At 44.7% G+C, this 17,269-nt stretch carries 15 protein-coding genes; 9 read left to right on the top strand and 6 right to left on the bottom strand.

Going from position 1 to position 17,269, the window contains the following annotated elements:
• Positions 1-28 precede the first annotated feature (28 nt).
• Positions 29-1,798: a methyl-accepting chemotaxis protein gene (locus R8N46_RS05675; protein ID WP_171346088.1), complete on the top strand. Its 1,770-nt coding sequence runs from the start codon at positions 29-31 to the stop codon at positions 1,796-1,798.
• Positions 1,799-1,887: 89 nt separating this feature from the next.
• Here R8N46_RS05675 and vmeZ read toward each other — a convergent pair whose 3' ends face one another.
• On the bottom strand, positions 1,888-5,040 hold the full coding sequence (gene vmeZ, locus R8N46_RS05670) for a multidrug efflux RND transporter permease subunit VmeZ (protein WP_017635194.1): 3,153 nt from the start codon (positions 5,038-5,040) through the stop codon (positions 1,888-1,890).
• Between the two features lie 8 nt (positions 5,041-5,048).
• Complete coding sequence (gene vmeY / locus R8N46_RS05665) at positions 5,049-6,176, bottom strand: multidrug efflux RND transporter periplasmic adaptor subunit VmeY (RefSeq protein ID WP_017635193.1); 1,128 nt, start codon at positions 6,174-6,176, stop codon at positions 5,049-5,051.
• 419 nt (positions 6,177-6,595) lie between these two features.
• Here vmeY and R8N46_RS05660 point away from each other — a divergent pair, with 419 nt between their 5' ends.
• Positions 6,596-7,060, top strand: coding sequence for a dCMP deaminase family protein (locus R8N46_RS05660; protein WP_005373515.1), 465 nt, complete (start codon positions 6,596-6,598; stop codon positions 7,058-7,060).
• Positions 7,061-7,142: 82 nt separating this feature from the next.
• On the opposite strand, the gene pepT is transcribed toward R8N46_RS05660, so the two are convergent.
• Complete coding sequence (gene pepT / locus R8N46_RS05655; RefSeq protein ID WP_031781280.1) at positions 7,143-8,372, bottom strand: peptidase T; 1,230 nt, start codon at positions 8,370-8,372, stop codon at positions 7,143-7,145.
• A 170-nt stretch (positions 8,373-8,542) separates the two neighbouring features.
• Complete coding sequence (locus R8N46_RS05650) at positions 8,543-9,406, bottom strand: DUF6279 family lipoprotein (RefSeq protein ID WP_047101217.1); 864 nt, start codon at positions 9,404-9,406, stop codon at positions 8,543-8,545.
• A gap of 261 nt (positions 9,407-9,667) precedes the next feature.
• Between R8N46_RS05650 and R8N46_RS05645 the strand changes: the two genes are divergently transcribed.
• Positions 9,668-9,841 carry a hypothetical protein gene (locus R8N46_RS05645; RefSeq protein WP_005373524.1) on the top strand — a complete coding sequence of 58 codons (174 nt, stop codon included), beginning with the start codon at positions 9,668-9,670 and terminating at the stop codon, positions 9,839-9,841.
• A 90-nt stretch (positions 9,842-9,931) separates the two neighbouring features.
• On the opposite strand, the gene R8N46_RS05640 is transcribed toward R8N46_RS05645, so the two are convergent.
• Together R8N46_RS05640 and narQ are read right to left on the bottom strand one after the other, a co-directional pair.
• Positions 9,932-10,546, bottom strand: coding sequence for a response regulator (locus R8N46_RS05640; protein WP_031777156.1), 615 nt, complete (start codon positions 10,544-10,546; stop codon positions 9,932-9,934).
• 4 nt (positions 10,547-10,550) lie between these two features.
• Positions 10,551-12,287: a nitrate/nitrite two-component system sensor histidine kinase NarQ gene (gene narQ, locus R8N46_RS05635; protein ID WP_025767926.1), complete on the bottom strand. Its 1,737-nt coding sequence runs from the start codon at positions 12,285-12,287 to the stop codon at positions 10,551-10,553.
• A gap of 247 nt (positions 12,288-12,534) precedes the next feature.
• On the opposite strand from narQ, the gene napF reads away from it, so the two are divergent.
• The 6 genes from napF (at position 12,535) to R8N46_RS05605 (ending at position 17,149) form a co-directional block, all read left to right on the top strand.
• Entirely contained in the window at positions 12,535-13,020 is a 486-nt protein-coding gene (gene napF / locus R8N46_RS05630; RefSeq protein ID WP_005373529.1) for a ferredoxin-type protein NapF, read from the top strand.
• A 47-nt stretch (positions 13,021-13,067) separates the two neighbouring features.
• Entirely contained in the window at positions 13,068-13,376 is a 309-nt protein-coding gene (locus tag R8N46_RS05625) for a chaperone NapD (protein ID WP_005373535.1), read from the top strand.
• The gene (gene napA, locus R8N46_RS05620) at positions 13,373-15,862 is read left to right on the top strand and encodes a periplasmic nitrate reductase subunit alpha (protein WP_005389060.1); all 2,490 of its coding nucleotides are present in this window, start codon (positions 13,373-13,375) and stop codon (positions 15,860-15,862) included. The genes R8N46_RS05625 and napA overlap by 4 nt, the downstream gene beginning before the upstream one ends.
• A gap of 78 nt (positions 15,863-15,940) precedes the next feature.
• Positions 15,941-16,396, top strand: coding sequence for a nitrate reductase cytochrome c-type subunit (locus tag R8N46_RS05615; protein WP_005389061.1), 456 nt, complete (start codon positions 15,941-15,943; stop codon positions 16,394-16,396).
• 28 nt (positions 16,397-16,424) lie between these two features.
• Positions 16,425-17,003 carry a NapC/NirT family cytochrome c gene (locus R8N46_RS05610; protein WP_005373542.1) on the top strand — a complete coding sequence of 193 codons (579 nt, stop codon included), beginning with the start codon at positions 16,425-16,427 and terminating at the stop codon, positions 17,001-17,003.
• Positions 17,004-17,014: 11 nt separating this feature from the next.
• Positions 17,015-17,149, top strand: coding sequence for a TIGR02808 family protein (locus R8N46_RS05605; RefSeq protein WP_005373546.1), 135 nt, complete (start codon positions 17,015-17,017; stop codon positions 17,147-17,149).
• The last annotated feature ends 120 nt before the right edge of the window (positions 17,150-17,269 follow it).

The following is a 17,269-nucleotide window of genomic DNA, read 5'->3' as shown; positions in this document are numbered from 1 at the left end:
TTTAGTTACTTATTCAGGAAACAACAATATGACTATTAGGCAAAAACTCTACTTCCTCGGAGTTATCGCCATTTTAGGCATCGTGGCCCTTTTGGGTACGTCATCCCATTTTGAAAATAAGAGCAATGATCTTAATCACGCCATCAAACTCGTTGGTGATCTAGAAATACGCTTACTCAACTTACGCAGAAATGAAAAAGATTTCCTACTGCGTAGTAATGACAAATATCTAAATAAGTTTGACGCCAATGTTGACAAGTTTATAGACACAGAAAAAGAGCTTGCGAGCATACTCAAGAGTAATGAATTACCTTCCAGTCAACAATTTAAGCAAGACTTGCTCGCATACCAAAGGGGCTTTCAGAATCTGGTCAGCGCTTACCAACGATACGGGCTTGATTCAAAGAGTGGGCTTCTCGCCGGTTACGAACAAGCACTATTAGAAGCTAAACAACGTTCAGACCACCAGCAGTTATTGGCATTAGTCCGTTTTGACTCTGCGGTAAAAGCAGGACTATTCAATAGTGACTTGCTTGAGGGGCAATATGCTCCGGAGCTTATCAAAACAGGTAAGCAATTGGCGGCCCAAAAGCAAGTTGTTGGGGTTGCTTATGACAAAGGCCTACTCGGTGAAACTCGCGCATTATCCCATGCCGTAGAAGAGCAATTTGAAACCTTTTCCACAGCCCTTAGCTCTGCTGCCGCACAACGTGATGAACAAATGTCGACCATCAAGCAGGTCATTACAGCTCTGATCTTAGTCGTTATTTTCGCATTGATTTGGCAAATTTCACGTTCAATCAATACGCGAGTGAATAGCTTACTTGGCACCATTCGAAGTATCAGCGAAACGAACAACATGGGACTTCGATCTGATTTGAAAGGTCAAGACGAGCTATTTGATATCAGTCATCACCTCAATGACCTATTGGATAAGCTTGAGCATCTAATTAGTAGTACCCAAGAAAAATCGGCGCAACTCACTGCAAGTACCGATAATATGCATCGTGAGTTAGAAGGCGTTATGGAGCAATTCCACACGCAAACTGACCACACAGCATCAATGGCGACGGCAGTTCAGCAAATGGTTGCCACAATAGGTGAAATCTCTGAAAGCACATCAGTTGCGGTAGAAGGCGTACATCAGGCAGCGAATAATGCCGAGCAAGGTCGAGGAGTTGTTGAGGCGACGGTAACCAACATCGGTCAACTAACCACGATTTTATCAAACAGCCAGCAGTCGATTGGCTCGCTGAATCAGCATGTAGATAAAATTGGTGGTGCCGTGAACATCATCCAAGAAATTGCAGAGCAAACCAACCTACTAGCTCTCAACGCAGCAATTGAAGCCGCGCGAGCAGGAGAACAAGGCCGCGGGTTTGCAGTTGTCGCCGATGAAGTACGCGCCCTAGCTAGCCGAACTCATCAATCCACAGAGGAAATCACACGGGTCGTTGCAGACATTCAAACTCAAATGTCTACAGTTGTTGCTGATATTGATCAATGTAACGATCAAGGGCAACAAACACTTAATGCTTCTGAAAAACTGGATTCTAGCCTGCAACAGATCATTACTGACATGCATTCAATTCAAGGTAATTCGGAGCGCATAGCTTCAGCAATTGAAGAACAAGGTATCGTGATGAACCAAGTTAGCGGTTCAATCACCGAGCTAAACGCAATATCTGAGAATAACATGCAATCCGCTCAGGAATGCTTGCATGAAGTGAACTCTGTCTCTGCTCAAGCTCATGATATGGATGAAGCCGTTGCACAATTCAAAACTGCGCTAAAATAACCCTTTTCAAAATAGAAAGCCCGAAGCAATCATTGCTTCGGGCTTTTTTTCAATTGTCACTTCGTGCTTACTGCGCACTTCGGATGTGATTATTCATCATCAAGAGGAACCAGCTTGGTGTTGCCGCCATGAACTTTCTCACGCTGTCTTTGCACCAAAGCGTAGAAGCCTGGGATCAAGAATGTACCTGCTAGAAGCACACACAATAGACCACCAATCAGCGACACGCCGAGTGAGTTTTGACTCACGTGCCCCGCGCCAGCGGCAAAGATAAGCGGGAAGATACCCAGGATAAATGACCAAGATGTCATATTCACAGCGCGGAAACGTAACGTGCCTCCTTTAACCGCTGCACTATCGATATCAGCATCTTTTTCTTCACGCTCTTGCTTGGCGAACTCCACAATCAAAATTGCGTTTTTCGCCGCCAAGGCTATGAGCAAGACAAGACCAATTTGGGCATACAAGTTAAGCGGCGTGCCAGTTAGATTTAACGCAAGGAAGGAACCTAACGTGGCTACTGGGACCACCAAAATAATAGCCAGTGGAATACTCCAACTTTCATACTGAGCCACCATAAACAAGTAAATGAAGATCAAAGCCAGCGCAAACGCATAAATGGCTTGGTTGCCCGCAAGCACTTCCTGATAAGCCATACCTGTCCATTCATACGTGTACCCTTGCGGAAGAACTTCAGCAGCAACGCGTTCCATTGCGGCAATCGCATCACCACTAGAGTAACCCGGAGCTGGTTGGCCTTGAATGATAGCACTGCGGTACATGTTGTAACGCCATGCCACATCAGGCTCAAACACTTGCTCGTAGCTCACTAGCGTACTTAACGGAACCATATCACCGTTCGAAGAACGAACATGGAAACGCTCTAGATCTTCCATGCTGCTACGGTGCTGGCTATCAGCTTGCATGGTTACGCGGAAGTTCTTACCAAACATGGTGAAGTCATTCACATAAAGCGAACCTAAGTTGCCTTGCAAGGTTTGGAAAATAGACGACAGCGAAATACCTAATTGCTGCGCTTTCTCACGATCGATATCAACGTAGTAGTGCGGAACATTCGCGCGGAACGTGCTAAACGTGTAGGCAATTTCAGGCGCTTGGTTAGCCGCTTGGATCATTTCTCCCATGACCATCGACAAATCGGTACGACTTCGCCCTAGCGTGTCTTCAAGCACAAACTCAAAACCAGACGCAGCGCCCATACCAGGAACCGCCGGTGGTCCCATCGCAAAAACAACCGCTTGAGGTAACTCTGTCGCCGCTCGACCGTTAATACGTGCCGCGATAGCATTAGCAGAGTGCTCTCCTTGCAGCGAGTTACGAGTATCCCAGTCATGCAATTTGATAAATACAGAAGCACCGTTTGATGCTGCTGCGCCTGTCATAAACGAGTAACCGTTCGCAACCGTCACACCATCCACACCAGGTTCTTCACCGATCATTTTCATTAAATCATTGGTGACTTCTTCAGTACGTGATAAAGAGGCTGAATCTGGTAGCTGTACGTTAACCAGCAAAATGCCTTTATCTTCTTGAGGAACAAACGCTGTAGAGGTGGTTTTCGCAAAGAAAGTGACCGCTGCGATAGCAACTATAAAGAACGTCACGAGCAGTAAAGACTTCTTCACCAAGAAACCAGCGATCTGGCCATAACGCGTAGTGATGCGCTCTAAGCCTCGGTTGAAAGCCTGGAACCAGTTAGCGGTATTGCCCCCACCCTGCTTCAATACCAGAGAACAAAGTGCTGGAGACAGCGTCAATGCATTGATGGATGAAATCACAACCGAAATACAGATGGTCAAAGCGAACTGGCGATACATGATACCGGTGATACCTGGCAGCATGGCGACGGGTATGAATACCGCAAGTAGAACCAAGGTCGACGTGATGATTGGTCCCGTTACTTCTTTCATCGCTAGCAACGTCGCTTTACGCGGTGAAATGGTTGGGTCTTTCGCCATGGTAGTATCGACGTTTTCGATAACCAGAATCGCATCGTCCACCACGATACCAATCGCAAGGATCAGGCCAAACAAAGTAACCGTATTAATGGTGAAGCCCGTTGCCTGCATGATGGCAAACGTACCAATCAGAGAAACGGGGATCGCGACAACAGGAATCAACGTTGCACGCGCACTACCCAAGAACAAGTAAGTTACAGCGATCACCAATAGAATCGCTTCAATCAGTGTTTTTACTACCCCTTTGATCGATTCAGATACGAACACGGTTGTATCGTAGCTGGTCTCGTATTCCATTCCCTCTGGGAAGTTTTTGCTCAAGCCCTCAAGGAGCTCCATGACGGCCTGACCACTTTCTAACGCATTCGCATCCGATTGAAGAGACAACGCAACGATTGACGCGTCCTGGCCACGGAACTTACCGTTACCATCGTAGAACTTTTTGCCTAGTTCAACGCGAGCAACATCTTTCAGATAAACCGTAGAGCCATTGGGATTAGCTCGAAGGACTACGTTCTCAAACTCACTCACGCTTTCCAAGCGACCTTTGGTCACAAGGTTAAACTGAACTTCTTGCGGATTGTTGTATGGTGCTGCACCTACACGCCCTGCCGCAACTTGAACGTTCTGTTCAGCCAAAGCGGCGTATACGTCTGACGTGGTTAGCTTAAGGTTGGCCATTTTTTCAGGATCTAACCAAACACGCATTGCGTATTCGCCACCACCAATCACGTTAACTTCACTGATACCTTTCGCACGAGCCAACTGATCTTTTACATTCAAGTTAATGTAGTTAATCAAGAACTGATCATCGTATTTGCCATCAGGTGAATAGAAGTTAAGTACCATCAGCAAGTCAGGTGAACGCTTTTTCACCGTCACACCAACCATGCGAACTTCTTGAGGCAGTTTTGACTCAATCTGTGACACGCGGTTTTGCACGTTAACTTGCGCCATATCTGGATCGGTGCCAACATCGAACGTGACGTTTAGGCTGTAAGAGCCATCGTTCGCGCTCTTTGAAGACATGTATATCATATCCTCAACGCCGTTGACTGACGTCTCTATGGGGTCCGCAATGGCCTGCTCGACAACTTCCGCACTCGCGCCAGTGTAGTAAGCCGAAACGCTTACTGATGGCGGGCTTATCTGTGGGTACTCAGCCACTGGCAAAATCGCCAGTGAGATCGCGCCGGCTAGCGTTAATATGATCGAAATAACCAGCGCGAATTTAGGTCTCTGAATAAAGAAACGACTTAACATAGTGCCCCCTACTGCTTATCTTCAGCAGGTGCTTGAAGGCGCACTTCTACACCATTACGCACACGTTGTAGGCCTTGTGTAATAACCGTATCTTCCTGATCGAGCCCTTCTCGAATGATAATGCCTTGTTCAACCTGAGGGCCAAGCTCGACGTTACGACGCTCTGCCACACTTCCCTCAGCCATCACCATCACAAAGTCACCTTCTAAGTCAGTCTGTACGGCACGTCGTGGGATAACAATAACGTCTTTCGTGTTCTTATCTCTCAAGTTCACTTTGATGTGTTGACCCGGAAGTAACTTCTGCTCTGGGTTTGGCACTAGCGCGCGCATAGCAATCGTACCCGTTTTGGTGTCAATACGATTACCTAAGAAATCAAGCTTACCTAGATGCTCAAAAAACTGTCCATTTTCCAGTTCAAGCTGAACTTCAACGCGGTTTGATTCAGCCGAGCCATCACCTTTTACTTGATCCATACCCATAGCTAAACGCTCACGCTCACTCACACTAAATGAGGTATGAACTGGATCTAAACTCACCAGAGTTGTCAGCACGCCAGATGATGGAGAAACCAGATCACCCGTACTCACTTTGGTATCACTAATACGTCCGCTAAAAGGTGCTCGGATTTGAGTATAGGAAAGGTTAACTTCAGCAAGTTTAAGTTGAGCATTTGCCGCTTCTAGCTCTGCTCTCGCACCAAGAAGTGCCGCAGTTAAAGCATCAAACTCAGATTGAGAGATACTACCGCGAGGCAACAAGTTTTTACCTCGAGTATGATCTAATTCGGCTTTTTTTAGCGCCGCTTTAGCTTGTGCAAGTGCGGCTTTAGCACTCGCGACTTGGGCTTCAAAAGAAGATGGCTCGATAGAGTAAAGGAGCTGCCCTTTTTCTACCATTTGCCCCTCTTCAAAGTGACGAGCTTTTAAGTAGCCAGAAATCTGCGCGGTAATATTGGTATCTTCTACTGCTTCAATGCGACCGATATAAGACTTGCTCGGTTGGTAGTCGATAACCGTGACATCCTGAGTCACTACGAGAGGCGCTTGACCTTTCGTTTGGGCATTATTAGCTTCCCCGCATCCAGCGAGGATTGCTGTAGCCGCCATTAGTGCGACAAGTGGTTTCTTTTGCATGTATTTACCGTCTTTATAGAACAGGATATTGTTGAATTCCTATCAACCTTACTCCTTGCTGCCACTGAAAACTTCACTGAAAAGCGCCCAAGGTGTTTCTAAATGTAAACATGAGAAACAAAAGGAAAATAAAGTAATTTAGTTAACAGTGGTATTCAATGAGCAATATACATACAACTCAATCATAACTATTTAATATACGCCTTAGGAGATCGCGAATTTTAGCGTGTGCTTGGAAACACTAACGGGAGTATTGTATTCGGGCGTAAAGTGAGATTCAGTGCTCAAGATAAGAACGTTTTGTGGCTAAAAAGGTAAAAAGTGACGCCTTCATACTCAAGACCCCGATTTTGACTATTTTTTTAATATAAATGGGTTATCATTCAATTAATTCAACGCCTTCGACAGAGAGGATGACTATGATTTCTAAATGGGCGAAACGCTTTTACCAGATGGCAGAACTAGTGGCGTCTTGGAGTAAGGACCCATCAACACAAGTCGGTGCCGTTATTACTAAACAGAATCGCATTGTATCTGTTGGATTTAATGGCTATCCGCATGGTGTTTCTGACAGTGTCGACACCGATGAGCGCGAGTTGAAATACCTTAAAACACTGCACGCGGAAGAGAACGCAATTTTGTTCTCAAAACGTGACTTAGACGGATGTGATATTTGGGTAACGCATTTTCCTTGCCCTAACTGCGCGGCAAAGATCATTCAAACAGGGATCTCACACGTACACTGCCCTGAGCAGTCTGAAGACTTTTTATCTCGCTGGGGAGATAAAATCCAAGTCAGTCAAGATATGTTCGACCAAGCGGGTGTGAAAGTCGACTGGTTACCGCTAGAAGACATTGAAATTGAAGACAAAGACGTGCGCTAGTATTCCATCTTAATATTTAAATAGCCCAGAGAGATCTGGGCTATTTTGTTATTAAATCTGCAAGAGGTCTCGACGTAGTCTTTTAACTGTGTTTTTTCGCTGTGAGCTCAGCAATTTTGACAATAACGAGTACTGATTTTTCCATCATTTCAACAGAAATAAACTCATGAATTCCGTGGAAGTTAAAACCACCGGTGAAGATATTCGGGCACGGCAAACCCATAAAAGATAAACGGGCACCATCTGTACCACCACGAATAGGTTTTATAATCGGTTCCACATCACACGCTTCCATCGCTTGCTTTGCCAGCTCAATGATATGAGGGTAAGGCTCAACCATTTCTCTCATATTGTAATAGCTGTCTTTTATTTTTAGCTCTACAGAACCATGGCGTAAACCCGTGTTCATTTCATCGACGAGTTTCTGCATAAAGGCTTTTCGATCCTCAAGTCTTTGACGGTCAAAGTCTCTAATAATGTAACCTAGCTCGCTTCGTGCAACGCCCATTTCTGCCGATTTTAGATGGAAGAACCCTTCGTAACCTTCGGTTGTTTCCGGAGTTTGATCTTGGGGCATTTGAACTTGAAATTTCGCAGCCAAGTTCATCGCATTGACCATTTTGCCTTTTGCGGTACCTGGATGAACGCTAACTCCATGAAAAATTACATCAGCGTTTGCTGCATTAAAGTTTTCGTATTCCAATTCACCTTGCGGGCCACCATCTATAGTGTATGCCCATTTCGCGCCAAATTTTTTAACATCAAACAAATCTGCACCACGACCGATTTCTTCATCCGGAGTAAAGCCGATACAAATGTCGCCGTGTGGAATGTCTGGGTTTTCCAGTAGCAGAGCTACCGCGGAAAGAATCTCTGCGATACCAGCTTTGTTATCCGCGCCAAGTAATGTAGTGCCATCGGTAGTAATAAGATTGTGGCCATGTAGGTGATGTAAATCTGGGTATTGCACGGGAGATAACACTTCATCCCCCAACCCTAATGCAATATCGCCACCCTGGTAATCTTCGATGAATTGCGGCTTTACGTTTTTGCCAGATGCATCCGGCGCGGTATCCATATGGGCAATGAAGCCGATAGGAGGAACCTCATAATCAACATTGGCTGGCAGTTTAGCCATCAAGTAGCCATTTTTATCCAAAGTCACGTCACTTAAACCAAGCTCGATCATCTCTTTTTTAAGTAACTCAGCAAACACAAGCTGACCAGGTGAACTTGGGCAAAGCGTCACATGTGGATTGGATTGGGTATCAAACGTGACGTATCGAAGAAATCTTTCAACTAAATGTTTCATATTTATTCTCATTGTTTTGTACGATGAGGCATTATCACGCATTGATAAGCTGACGTTGCCTCATCAAACCTCACGCTATGTTACGCTCTTAGCTCAATAAGAATTTGCTTTGAATCATTTTTTGATAAGAAAGGCTTTTGCGCTTTGCTTTCGCTCATTGAAGTATGAATTTAATCTAAAAGTTCCTCAGCCAGTACTCGCCACTCTTTAACCTTTTCACGAAAATGACGCCATTGCTTATCGGTCATCGAACGAGAAACATCTAATGTCAGTTGATCAACCAATGCAAAGTTAGAGTCAATATTCAGAGAAAGCTGCTCACTATAATAACTCTCTGGCTCGAACAAGAGTCGCATAAATATATCTTGATAAGTCACAACATTAGATTTGTTGTCGAACAAGTATTCGAGCTCTTGATATACCGTGGCTCGATAATCTCTCCATAAAGGGCTGTTTAAAATAACTTGCTGAGAAAATCTTTGAGCTAATTGACGCTGATTTCCTGATAGATTCCCTAGCCATTCTTCCATCCACTCTTCAGTGTTATCCAGAATAATTTCACGCACTTCGTCTTCTGTCTTATCGGCATATTTTGCGTTTCGCTCTTGATAATGTTCTTGTACATTACTCAAAAACTCGCGTTCTTGCTCTTTCGTTAATTGCAAACTTAACGCAAAAAGATCTGGTGCTGCTTTGCTGACCACTCTATCGTAATGCGCTCGCATTCTATCTCGATTTTGTTGTAAGTAATTTAAGGTGATATCGCTCGCTTTTAATCTCTCAAGGTCTTTTAAATGTTCGATATATAATGGTAACTCCTCTTTCTTGTGCCAGTCTGCCAACAATAATAAGCGCTCTTCCACCAGGACTTCTTGTTCCCCTTGCAACGAGACATAGTCCTCTAAGTAATCGAGCACGAACCAATCGATATTGCTGTATAAAAACTTTTTCGCACAACCGGCAAGCAGAAATACGAAGCAAAATAGAAGGCCATAACGAAGCGCCTTATTAGATACACCCTTTAATTTAGTCACTTATTCGTATTCCCTTTTCTGTTGATTAAGTTCTATACTCAACCTGTATCACTTAGTATTGCGGCAAACTTACACCAGTGTGACAAATATTGATTGCCACCTTAATAATATATAGAGTTTGAAATTAACTTTTTGATCACAGCTATCCGCAAAAAAGTGAGTTAGAGCGCAATTATCGGCTAAAAAACGTACCGAACGACGCTCCCTATAACGGCATATAATTTGCATGGATGTTTTTTGGATGGTTTATGGAGGCGAAGTATGGCAGCCGCTGAGCAACTTGATACCAGTGTAGAATATGAGATTCGATATTTTGAACAGGGGAAAATGCACTGCATGAGAGTCATTGCTGAAAGCAAAAAAGTGGCTTATCAGTACTATTTGGAGTGTGGTAAGCACAACAGTGACTTGTACTCTATTCGCCCAGACAAGTAAAAAAACCGCCTAACAGGCGGTTTTTTTATTCGTCAGAATCAATATAACTGTTTGATTTTATTTATTATTACAGATTCAAATCCAACAATGTTATTTGATGTCGCCAAAGCGCTCAAGATAAAGGACGGTTGCTGCAGTACGAGAAGGAACTTGAAGCTTTTTAAGTAAACTCTTCATATGTACTTTAACCGTAGACTCAGAGATAAAAAGACGATCGGCAATTTGCTTGTTGCGGAAACCTCTTGCCACCTCTCTTAAGATCTGAGATTCACGATCGGTCAGTGTATCAAACACGTCCTCTTGCTCTGAACGTTCACTCAAATACTTAGAAACTTCTTGGCTGTATGCCTTGTCCCCTTGATGCGCTTGTTTTAGCAACTCAACCAACTCATCGGGCTCAGTGTCTTTCAATAAATAGCCATCGGCACCACTTCGAACTATTGCTTCTATATCTGCTGGGCTATCCGAAACGGTTAGAATGACAATTCTGGCTTCACAGCCATCTGCACGCAGTGCTTGCAAAGTATCAAGGCCAGACATGCCTTTCATATTAAGATCAAGAAGTACAAGATCCAGTTCCAGCTCATGCGCTTTCGCTACTGCATCCGCGCCATTACTTGCTTCTGCAATGACCTCAAACTCAGGCTCAAAGCTTAAAAGCTGGTGGATACCTCTTCGCATGAGTGGGTGATCATCCACCAGCATTACTTTACACACTGTCACTGTTTACTTCCTTACTATGTTGGAATTCTAATTTTACGGTACAACCTTTGTTTATCGATGCTTCGATGTGAAGATCGGCATGCAGTCTAGCGGCCCGCTCTTGCATGATACTCATACCGTAATGATTTAATTTTTCGTCTTGATGTTCAAAGCCTATTCCATCGTCGCTAACGGTTACTGTGACTTTTCCATCATTATCGAGACATTGAATGTGAATATTATCTGCTTGCGCATGTTTGATAGCATTAATTGCCGCTTCTCTTATCAACTGTAGTAAATGAACCTGCTGATGTGCATCCAGTTCAGTTGATGAAAGTCTATTTTTTAGCGTAATGTCCGCAGCAGTTTGTTCACTGAGCGTTTCAACCATGTCTTGCAATGCTTGGCCAAAACTGCCCTCTTTAATCGTAAGACGAAACGTCGTCAGTAACTCGCGTAACTGCGTATAAGCCGCAGATAAGCCCGTATCTAGCTCAGCAATAACTTGATTAGCCTGCGCGATCGCCTTTTCGTCAGGCAAGTTCTTTACGCTTCTCTTTAACAAAGCGACCTGAATTTTTAAGTAAGAGAGTGCTTGAGCCAATGAATCATGCAACTCCCGAGCAATAGTGGCTCGCTCTTCCATCAGCAGAATTTGTTCTGCTTGGCGCTGCGCCCGATTGTAATACACGGCGCGTGATAAAATCTGCACGAAGTTGTCAATAAGAGCCTCGTTCGGACAAGGTAACCCTGCTTTCCAATATAAATAACCCAAGTGCTCACCATCTAGCATCAGGGCTTTACCGTGGCAATCTTCATCACAATCTTGGCAGCATTCTTCTCCTTCCATCAATATCCAGCTCGGTTCTCCCAGCTGCTCGATTTCAAGTTTGACCGCTTTAATGCCCTCAAGACTGACGATATGCTGCAAAATCGCCTGGAAATTGTCTTGATTAATACGCGACGCCGTGAGTTCTTTTGACGAGTCATACAGCACCTCTAAAGACTGGTTGGCATGCTGCAATTTACGTGTTTTCTCATCAACCGCTTGTTCTAATCCTCGGTACAACTTACCAAGGTCTGTCGCCATCCGATTAAAGGTTCGAGTCAGTATTCCCATTTCATTATCGCTGGATACATTGAGCGATATATTAAATGAGCGATTTTTAATTTGCTCGCTAGCAAAAACTAAGGCACGCAGAGGCCGAACAACTTCGAGGCGCACAAAATGAACGACAAACATACTGACACAAAGAATGCCCCCCAACCCTAACCCGCCGATCCAGGCTAAGTTAATCAGTTTTTGCTCCGAAAAGCTCTGCAGCTTAAATACAAACTCATCGATTTGTTCAACAAAACCGGCCACTAGGAGTTGATATTCTGCCGGGTTGTCTCCTCTCAGCACCGCCTTGAGTTCATGCCATCTGATAATAAGACGGTAGTAATCGTGAGTGATGTCTTCTGGCACAGACCAATGCTGAAGCGCTTTCATTGAAGGTGAATATATCGAATGTTCAAATGCGTCAATATGTGAAGAATAGTCAACAGATTTAACCTGAATATCATTCGCCAGACGGTAGCTTTGCATTCGCATCGAGCCAGCAACATTGACGGCTTCAGCATCGTTCAAACTCGACGCTAACGTAAAAATCGCAAAACCAGTCGTAGCGACTGAGAGCAGCAAAATAAGAAGCATCGCGGATGCAATCGTGCGCGTCACCGACTTTTTCACATTTTTAAACAATCTGAGTTCCTCGCCCATTAACAATCCTATATGTACGTGCAATGAACCCATTACCTTTCAACTTTATCAATATGTGATCACCTGCGACGGAATTTATTGATCCAAAACAATATTGCATACCATTTACCCCCTAAGAGGTATTTATACAAATATGTCAAAAACTACAATTTCGTTAGTTTAAATGACAGTTTATTAATGAAAATTGTGGACTATGCTTAGTTTGGGTTCCAAGTTTCGAGGTGACTAAGTGGTAGACCTTTCCAGAAGAAGACTCTTTGCAAGAAAAGCGCACCCCGACAACGCCGTACGTTTGCCTTGGTTAACTAAACCGCAACAGTTTACGGACGATTGCACTCGCTGCGGTAAATGCATTGAGGCCTGTGAAACAAAGATTATAACCAAAAGTGATGGCGGATTCCCCTCGGTCGATTTTTCCATCGATGAATGCACATTTTGCTATCAATGTGCAAACGCCTGTCCTGAGCCCCTTTTCTTGCCAGAAACAGAACAACCTTGGCAAGCAAAAGCAAGTATCAACGATAACTGCTTAGCAAAACAAAATGTCGAATGCCGAAGTTGTGGGGATATGTGCGACCCGATGGCAATTCAGTTCAAATTAGAACTGGGGAAAGTAGCACAACCCAATTTAGACCTTGATGAGTGTAACGGCTGCGGCGCCTGTGTTTCAGTGTGCCCGACTTCATCCATCAATGTGAGCAATACAACAGCCTAAGCCGAATGTCGTCGGCCAAAGGCAATAAAAATAAATGAGAGAGCTATATGTCACTAAATGAAGTGCATATTTCAAGTTTGGTAGTACATGTGCTGCCGGAACATTTGGACGAAATCAAACAAAAGATAGAAGCACACGAAAATGCGGAAATCTATGGTGACAGTCCTGAAGGCAAGATTATCGTCGTACTTGAAACTGAGAACCAAGGTTTCATCACAGACACTATCGATGCCATTAACAATTTACCGAACGTCTTAAGCACGGTATTGGTTTATCACCAAATCGAAACTGGGCTTGAAGAAACGGATGAAGAAGACACTGGAACACAACATTCCCAAATCGAGGGTGAAGTATGAAAATGACAAGACGTGCGTTTGTGAAAGCAAACGCGGCTGCATCAGCTGCTGCTGTCGCAGGTGTGACACTACCAGCATCTGCAGCCAACCTGATTGCAAGCTCTGATCAAACCAAAATCACATGGGACAAAGCACCTTGTCGTTTCTGTGGTACAGGCTGTTCTGTTCTTGTTGGCACTCAAAACGGCAAAGTGGTAGCAACACAGGGTGACCCAGAAGCACCAGTAAACAAAGGTCTGAACTGCATCAAAGGTTACTTCCTTTCTAAGATCATGTACGGTCAAGACCGTCTAACTCAACCGATGCTACGAATGAAAGATGGCAAATTCCACAAAGATGGTGAATTTACACCTATCTCTTGGGATGACGCTTTCGACATCATGGCTGAGAAATGGAAAGCTTCCCTCGAGAAAAAAGGCCCAACAAGCGTAGGTATGTTTGGCTCAGGCCAATGGACAGTAATGGAAGGCTACGCTGCATCAAAGTTAATGAAAGCAGGCTTCCGATCAAACAACATTGATCCAAACGCTCGCCACTGTATGGCTTCTGCCGTTGTAGGTTTCATGCGCGCATTCGGTATCGATGAGCCAATGGGTTGTTACGATGACTTTGAGAACGCAGACGCTTTCGTTCTTTGGGGCTCAAACATGGCAGAGATGCACCCGGTTCTATGGACTCGCATTACTGACCGCCGCCTAAGCCACCCTCACGTTAAAGTGAACGTGCTTTCTACTTACTACCATCGTTCATTTGAGTTGGCAGACCACGGCTACATTTTCAATCCTCAGTCTGACCTTGCAATTGCTAACTTCATCGCAAACTACATCATCGAAAACGATGCAGTAAACTGGGACTTCGTGAACAAACACACGAACTTCACTCAAGCAGACACTGACATCGGCTACGGTCTACGTGACGATGATCCGCTACAAAAAGCAGCGAAGAACCCGAACTCTGGCAAACTCACTTCTATCTCATTCGAAGAGTACAAGAAATCAGTAGCGCCATACACAGTAGAGAAAGCATCTGAAATCTCTGGTGTTGAGAAAGAGAAGCTTATCGAGCTTGCGAAGCAATACGCGGATCCAAACACGAAAGTGATGTCTCTATGGACGATGGGTATGAACCAGCATACTCGTGGTGTATGGATGAATAACTTGGTTTACAACATCCACCTACTAACCGGTAAGATCTCGACTCCGGGGAACAGCCCATTCTCACTAACGGGCCAACCATCAGCATGTGGTACCGCTCGTGAGGTTGGTACGTTTGCTCACCGCCTACCAGCGGATATGGTGGTTGCTAACCCTAAACACCGTAAGATTGCAGAAGACATCTGGAAACTGCCAGAAGGTACGATTCCACCAAAACCTGGCTTCCACGCCGTATTGCAAGACCGTATGCTGAATGACGGCGTTCTGAACTGTTACTGGGTTCAATGTAACAACAACATGCAAGCCGGTCCAAACATCAACACAGAACGTCTTCCAGGTTACCGCAACCCAGAAAACTTCATCGTTGTGTCTGACCCATACCCGACAGCAACAGCACAAGCAGCAGACCTTATTCTTCCTACCGCAATGTGGATTGAAAAAGAAGGTGCTTACGGTAACGCAGAGCGTCGTACCCAAGCTTGGTACCAACAAGTGGGCACAGTCGGTCAAGCAAAATCGGACCTTTGGCAACTAATGGAGTTCTCGAAACGCTTCAAAATGGAAGAAGTGTGGCCTGAAGAGCTTCTAGCGAAAGCGCCTCAATACCGTGGTAAAACAATGTACGACGTACTTTACCGCAATGGTAACGTCGACAAATTCCCTATCGAAGAAGCTCGTGAACTGAATGACGATGCTCACCACTTCGGTTTCTATGTTCAAAAAGGTCTGTTTGAGGAATACGCAACATTTGGCCGTGGTCACGGGCATGATTTGGCTCCATACGACCGCTACCACCAAGTACGTGGTCTACGTTGGCCTGTTGTTGATGGTAAGGAAACACAGTGGCGCTTTAAAGAAGGTTCAGACCCATACGCGAAAGAAGGTTCTGGTTGGGACTTCTACGGCAATGCTGACGGCAAAGCGAAGATCATTTCCGCGCCATACGAAGCGCCACCAGAAGTACCGAACGATGAATTTGATATGTGGTTATGTACTGGTCGTGTTCTTGAACATTGGCACACAGGCACCATGACTCGTCGTGTACCTGAATTATACAAAGCAGTACCAGACGCAGTGTGTTACATGCACCCAGAAGACGCAAAAGCACGCAATGTTCGTCGTGGTGAAGAAGTACTCATGGCAAACAAACGCGGTGAAGTACGCGTTCGTGTTGAAACTCGCGGTCGTAACCGTCCGCCAAAAGGTTTGGTATTCGTACCGTTCTTTGATGCACGTATTTTGATTAACAAGCTTATCCTAGATGCGACTGATCCACTGTCTAAACAGACAGACTTTAAGAAGTGCCCAGTCAAAATCACTAAGATTGCTTAACCTTCAGATACTGAATGCTACGGCCGTCATTATGGCGGCCTAATAAAGAATTTAAGCCATAAAGGCGGAGATGAAATGATGAAAAAATTACTTGTCGCAGTTTTATCTGTAGGTGCGTTAGTGACAGGCATTGCGCAAGCTGAGTTGGATAATCCAGGTGGTATTGGAGGTCTAGAATCTTTACGTGGAATGTCTCAATTGGAAGATACGCGTCCAGCAGACGAGTTCAAAGACTTCCCTAAAGATCAAATTGTTGAAGACAGCTATGTTTATCAACCACCGTTGATCCCACACAGCATTCGTCACTACGAAATTTCGTTAAATGCTAACAAGTGTCTTGCATGCCATAGCTGGAAAAATGCAAAAGAGTCAGGTGCGACTAAAATTAGCGTAACGCACTATGTAAACAGAGAAGATGCGGTACTGGCAGATATGTCTCCTCGTCGTTACTTCTGTTTGCAATGTCACGTTCCACAAACGGATGCAAAACCACTAGTGGAAAACGAGTTTAAGGCAGTCGATTCGCTTCAGTAATTGAAACGCGAGTACTAAGAGGTTACTTATGAAAATACTTAAAGCGTTTTGGAAGAGACTGTCGAGCCCGAGTAAAGCTGCCGCTGGTGTGGTTTTATTTCTAGGCTTCGCTGGTGGCCTTCTATTTTGGGGCGCATTCAACACAGGTATGGAAGCAACCAACACAGAAGAATTCTGTTCTGGCTGTCACGCGCCGATCGTTGCTGAAATTCAAGAAACAATTCACTACTCCAACCGTTCTGGTGTTCGTGCGATTTGTTCAGACTGTCACGTTCCTCATGAATGGACGGATAAGATCGTTCGTAAAGTACAGGCATCTAAAGAGCTATTTGCACACTTCGTAACGAAGACGATCGATACGCCAGAGAAGTTCCAAGAGCGTCGTGGACACCTCGCAGAACGAGAGTGGGCACGTATGAAAAAGAATGACTCTCTTGAATGTCGTAACTGTCATGAGTTTGATTTCATGGATTACTCTCAGCAAGGATCACGTGCGGCAGAACAACACTCCACCGCTCTAGCTTCAGGCGAGAAAACATGTGTAGACTGTCACAAAGGTATTGCGCACAAACTACCAGACATGAGCGGCGTTGAAGGCTGGCACTAAGGAGACTTACCATGAGTACATTAGAATCTGTAATTTGGCATATCCTTGGCTACAGTGCTATGCCAGTGATTATTCTTTCCGGCTTTGTGGCGGTAGCAGCAATCTCTCTCTGGCTGCTGTCATTTGGTAAGGATAAAGAGGTGTAACGTAACACATCTCTACTCGTCAACTAGCCTATTTGTTGACACTGAGCGCCGAGCAAATGCTCGGCGCTTTTTATTTATTACTCAATGGTACTTGCCAACAATAAACAAGCAATCATACAT

It is taken from the genome of Vibrio sp. 1874 (assembly GCF_033344395.1).
In the GTDB taxonomy this organism is placed as follows: domain Bacteria; phylum Pseudomonadota; class Gammaproteobacteria; order Enterobacterales; family Vibrionaceae; genus Vibrio; species Vibrio alginolyticus.
The sequence above is the reverse complement of the archived record's forward strand: the minus strand, read 5'-3'. Positions and strand labels throughout refer to the sequence as shown.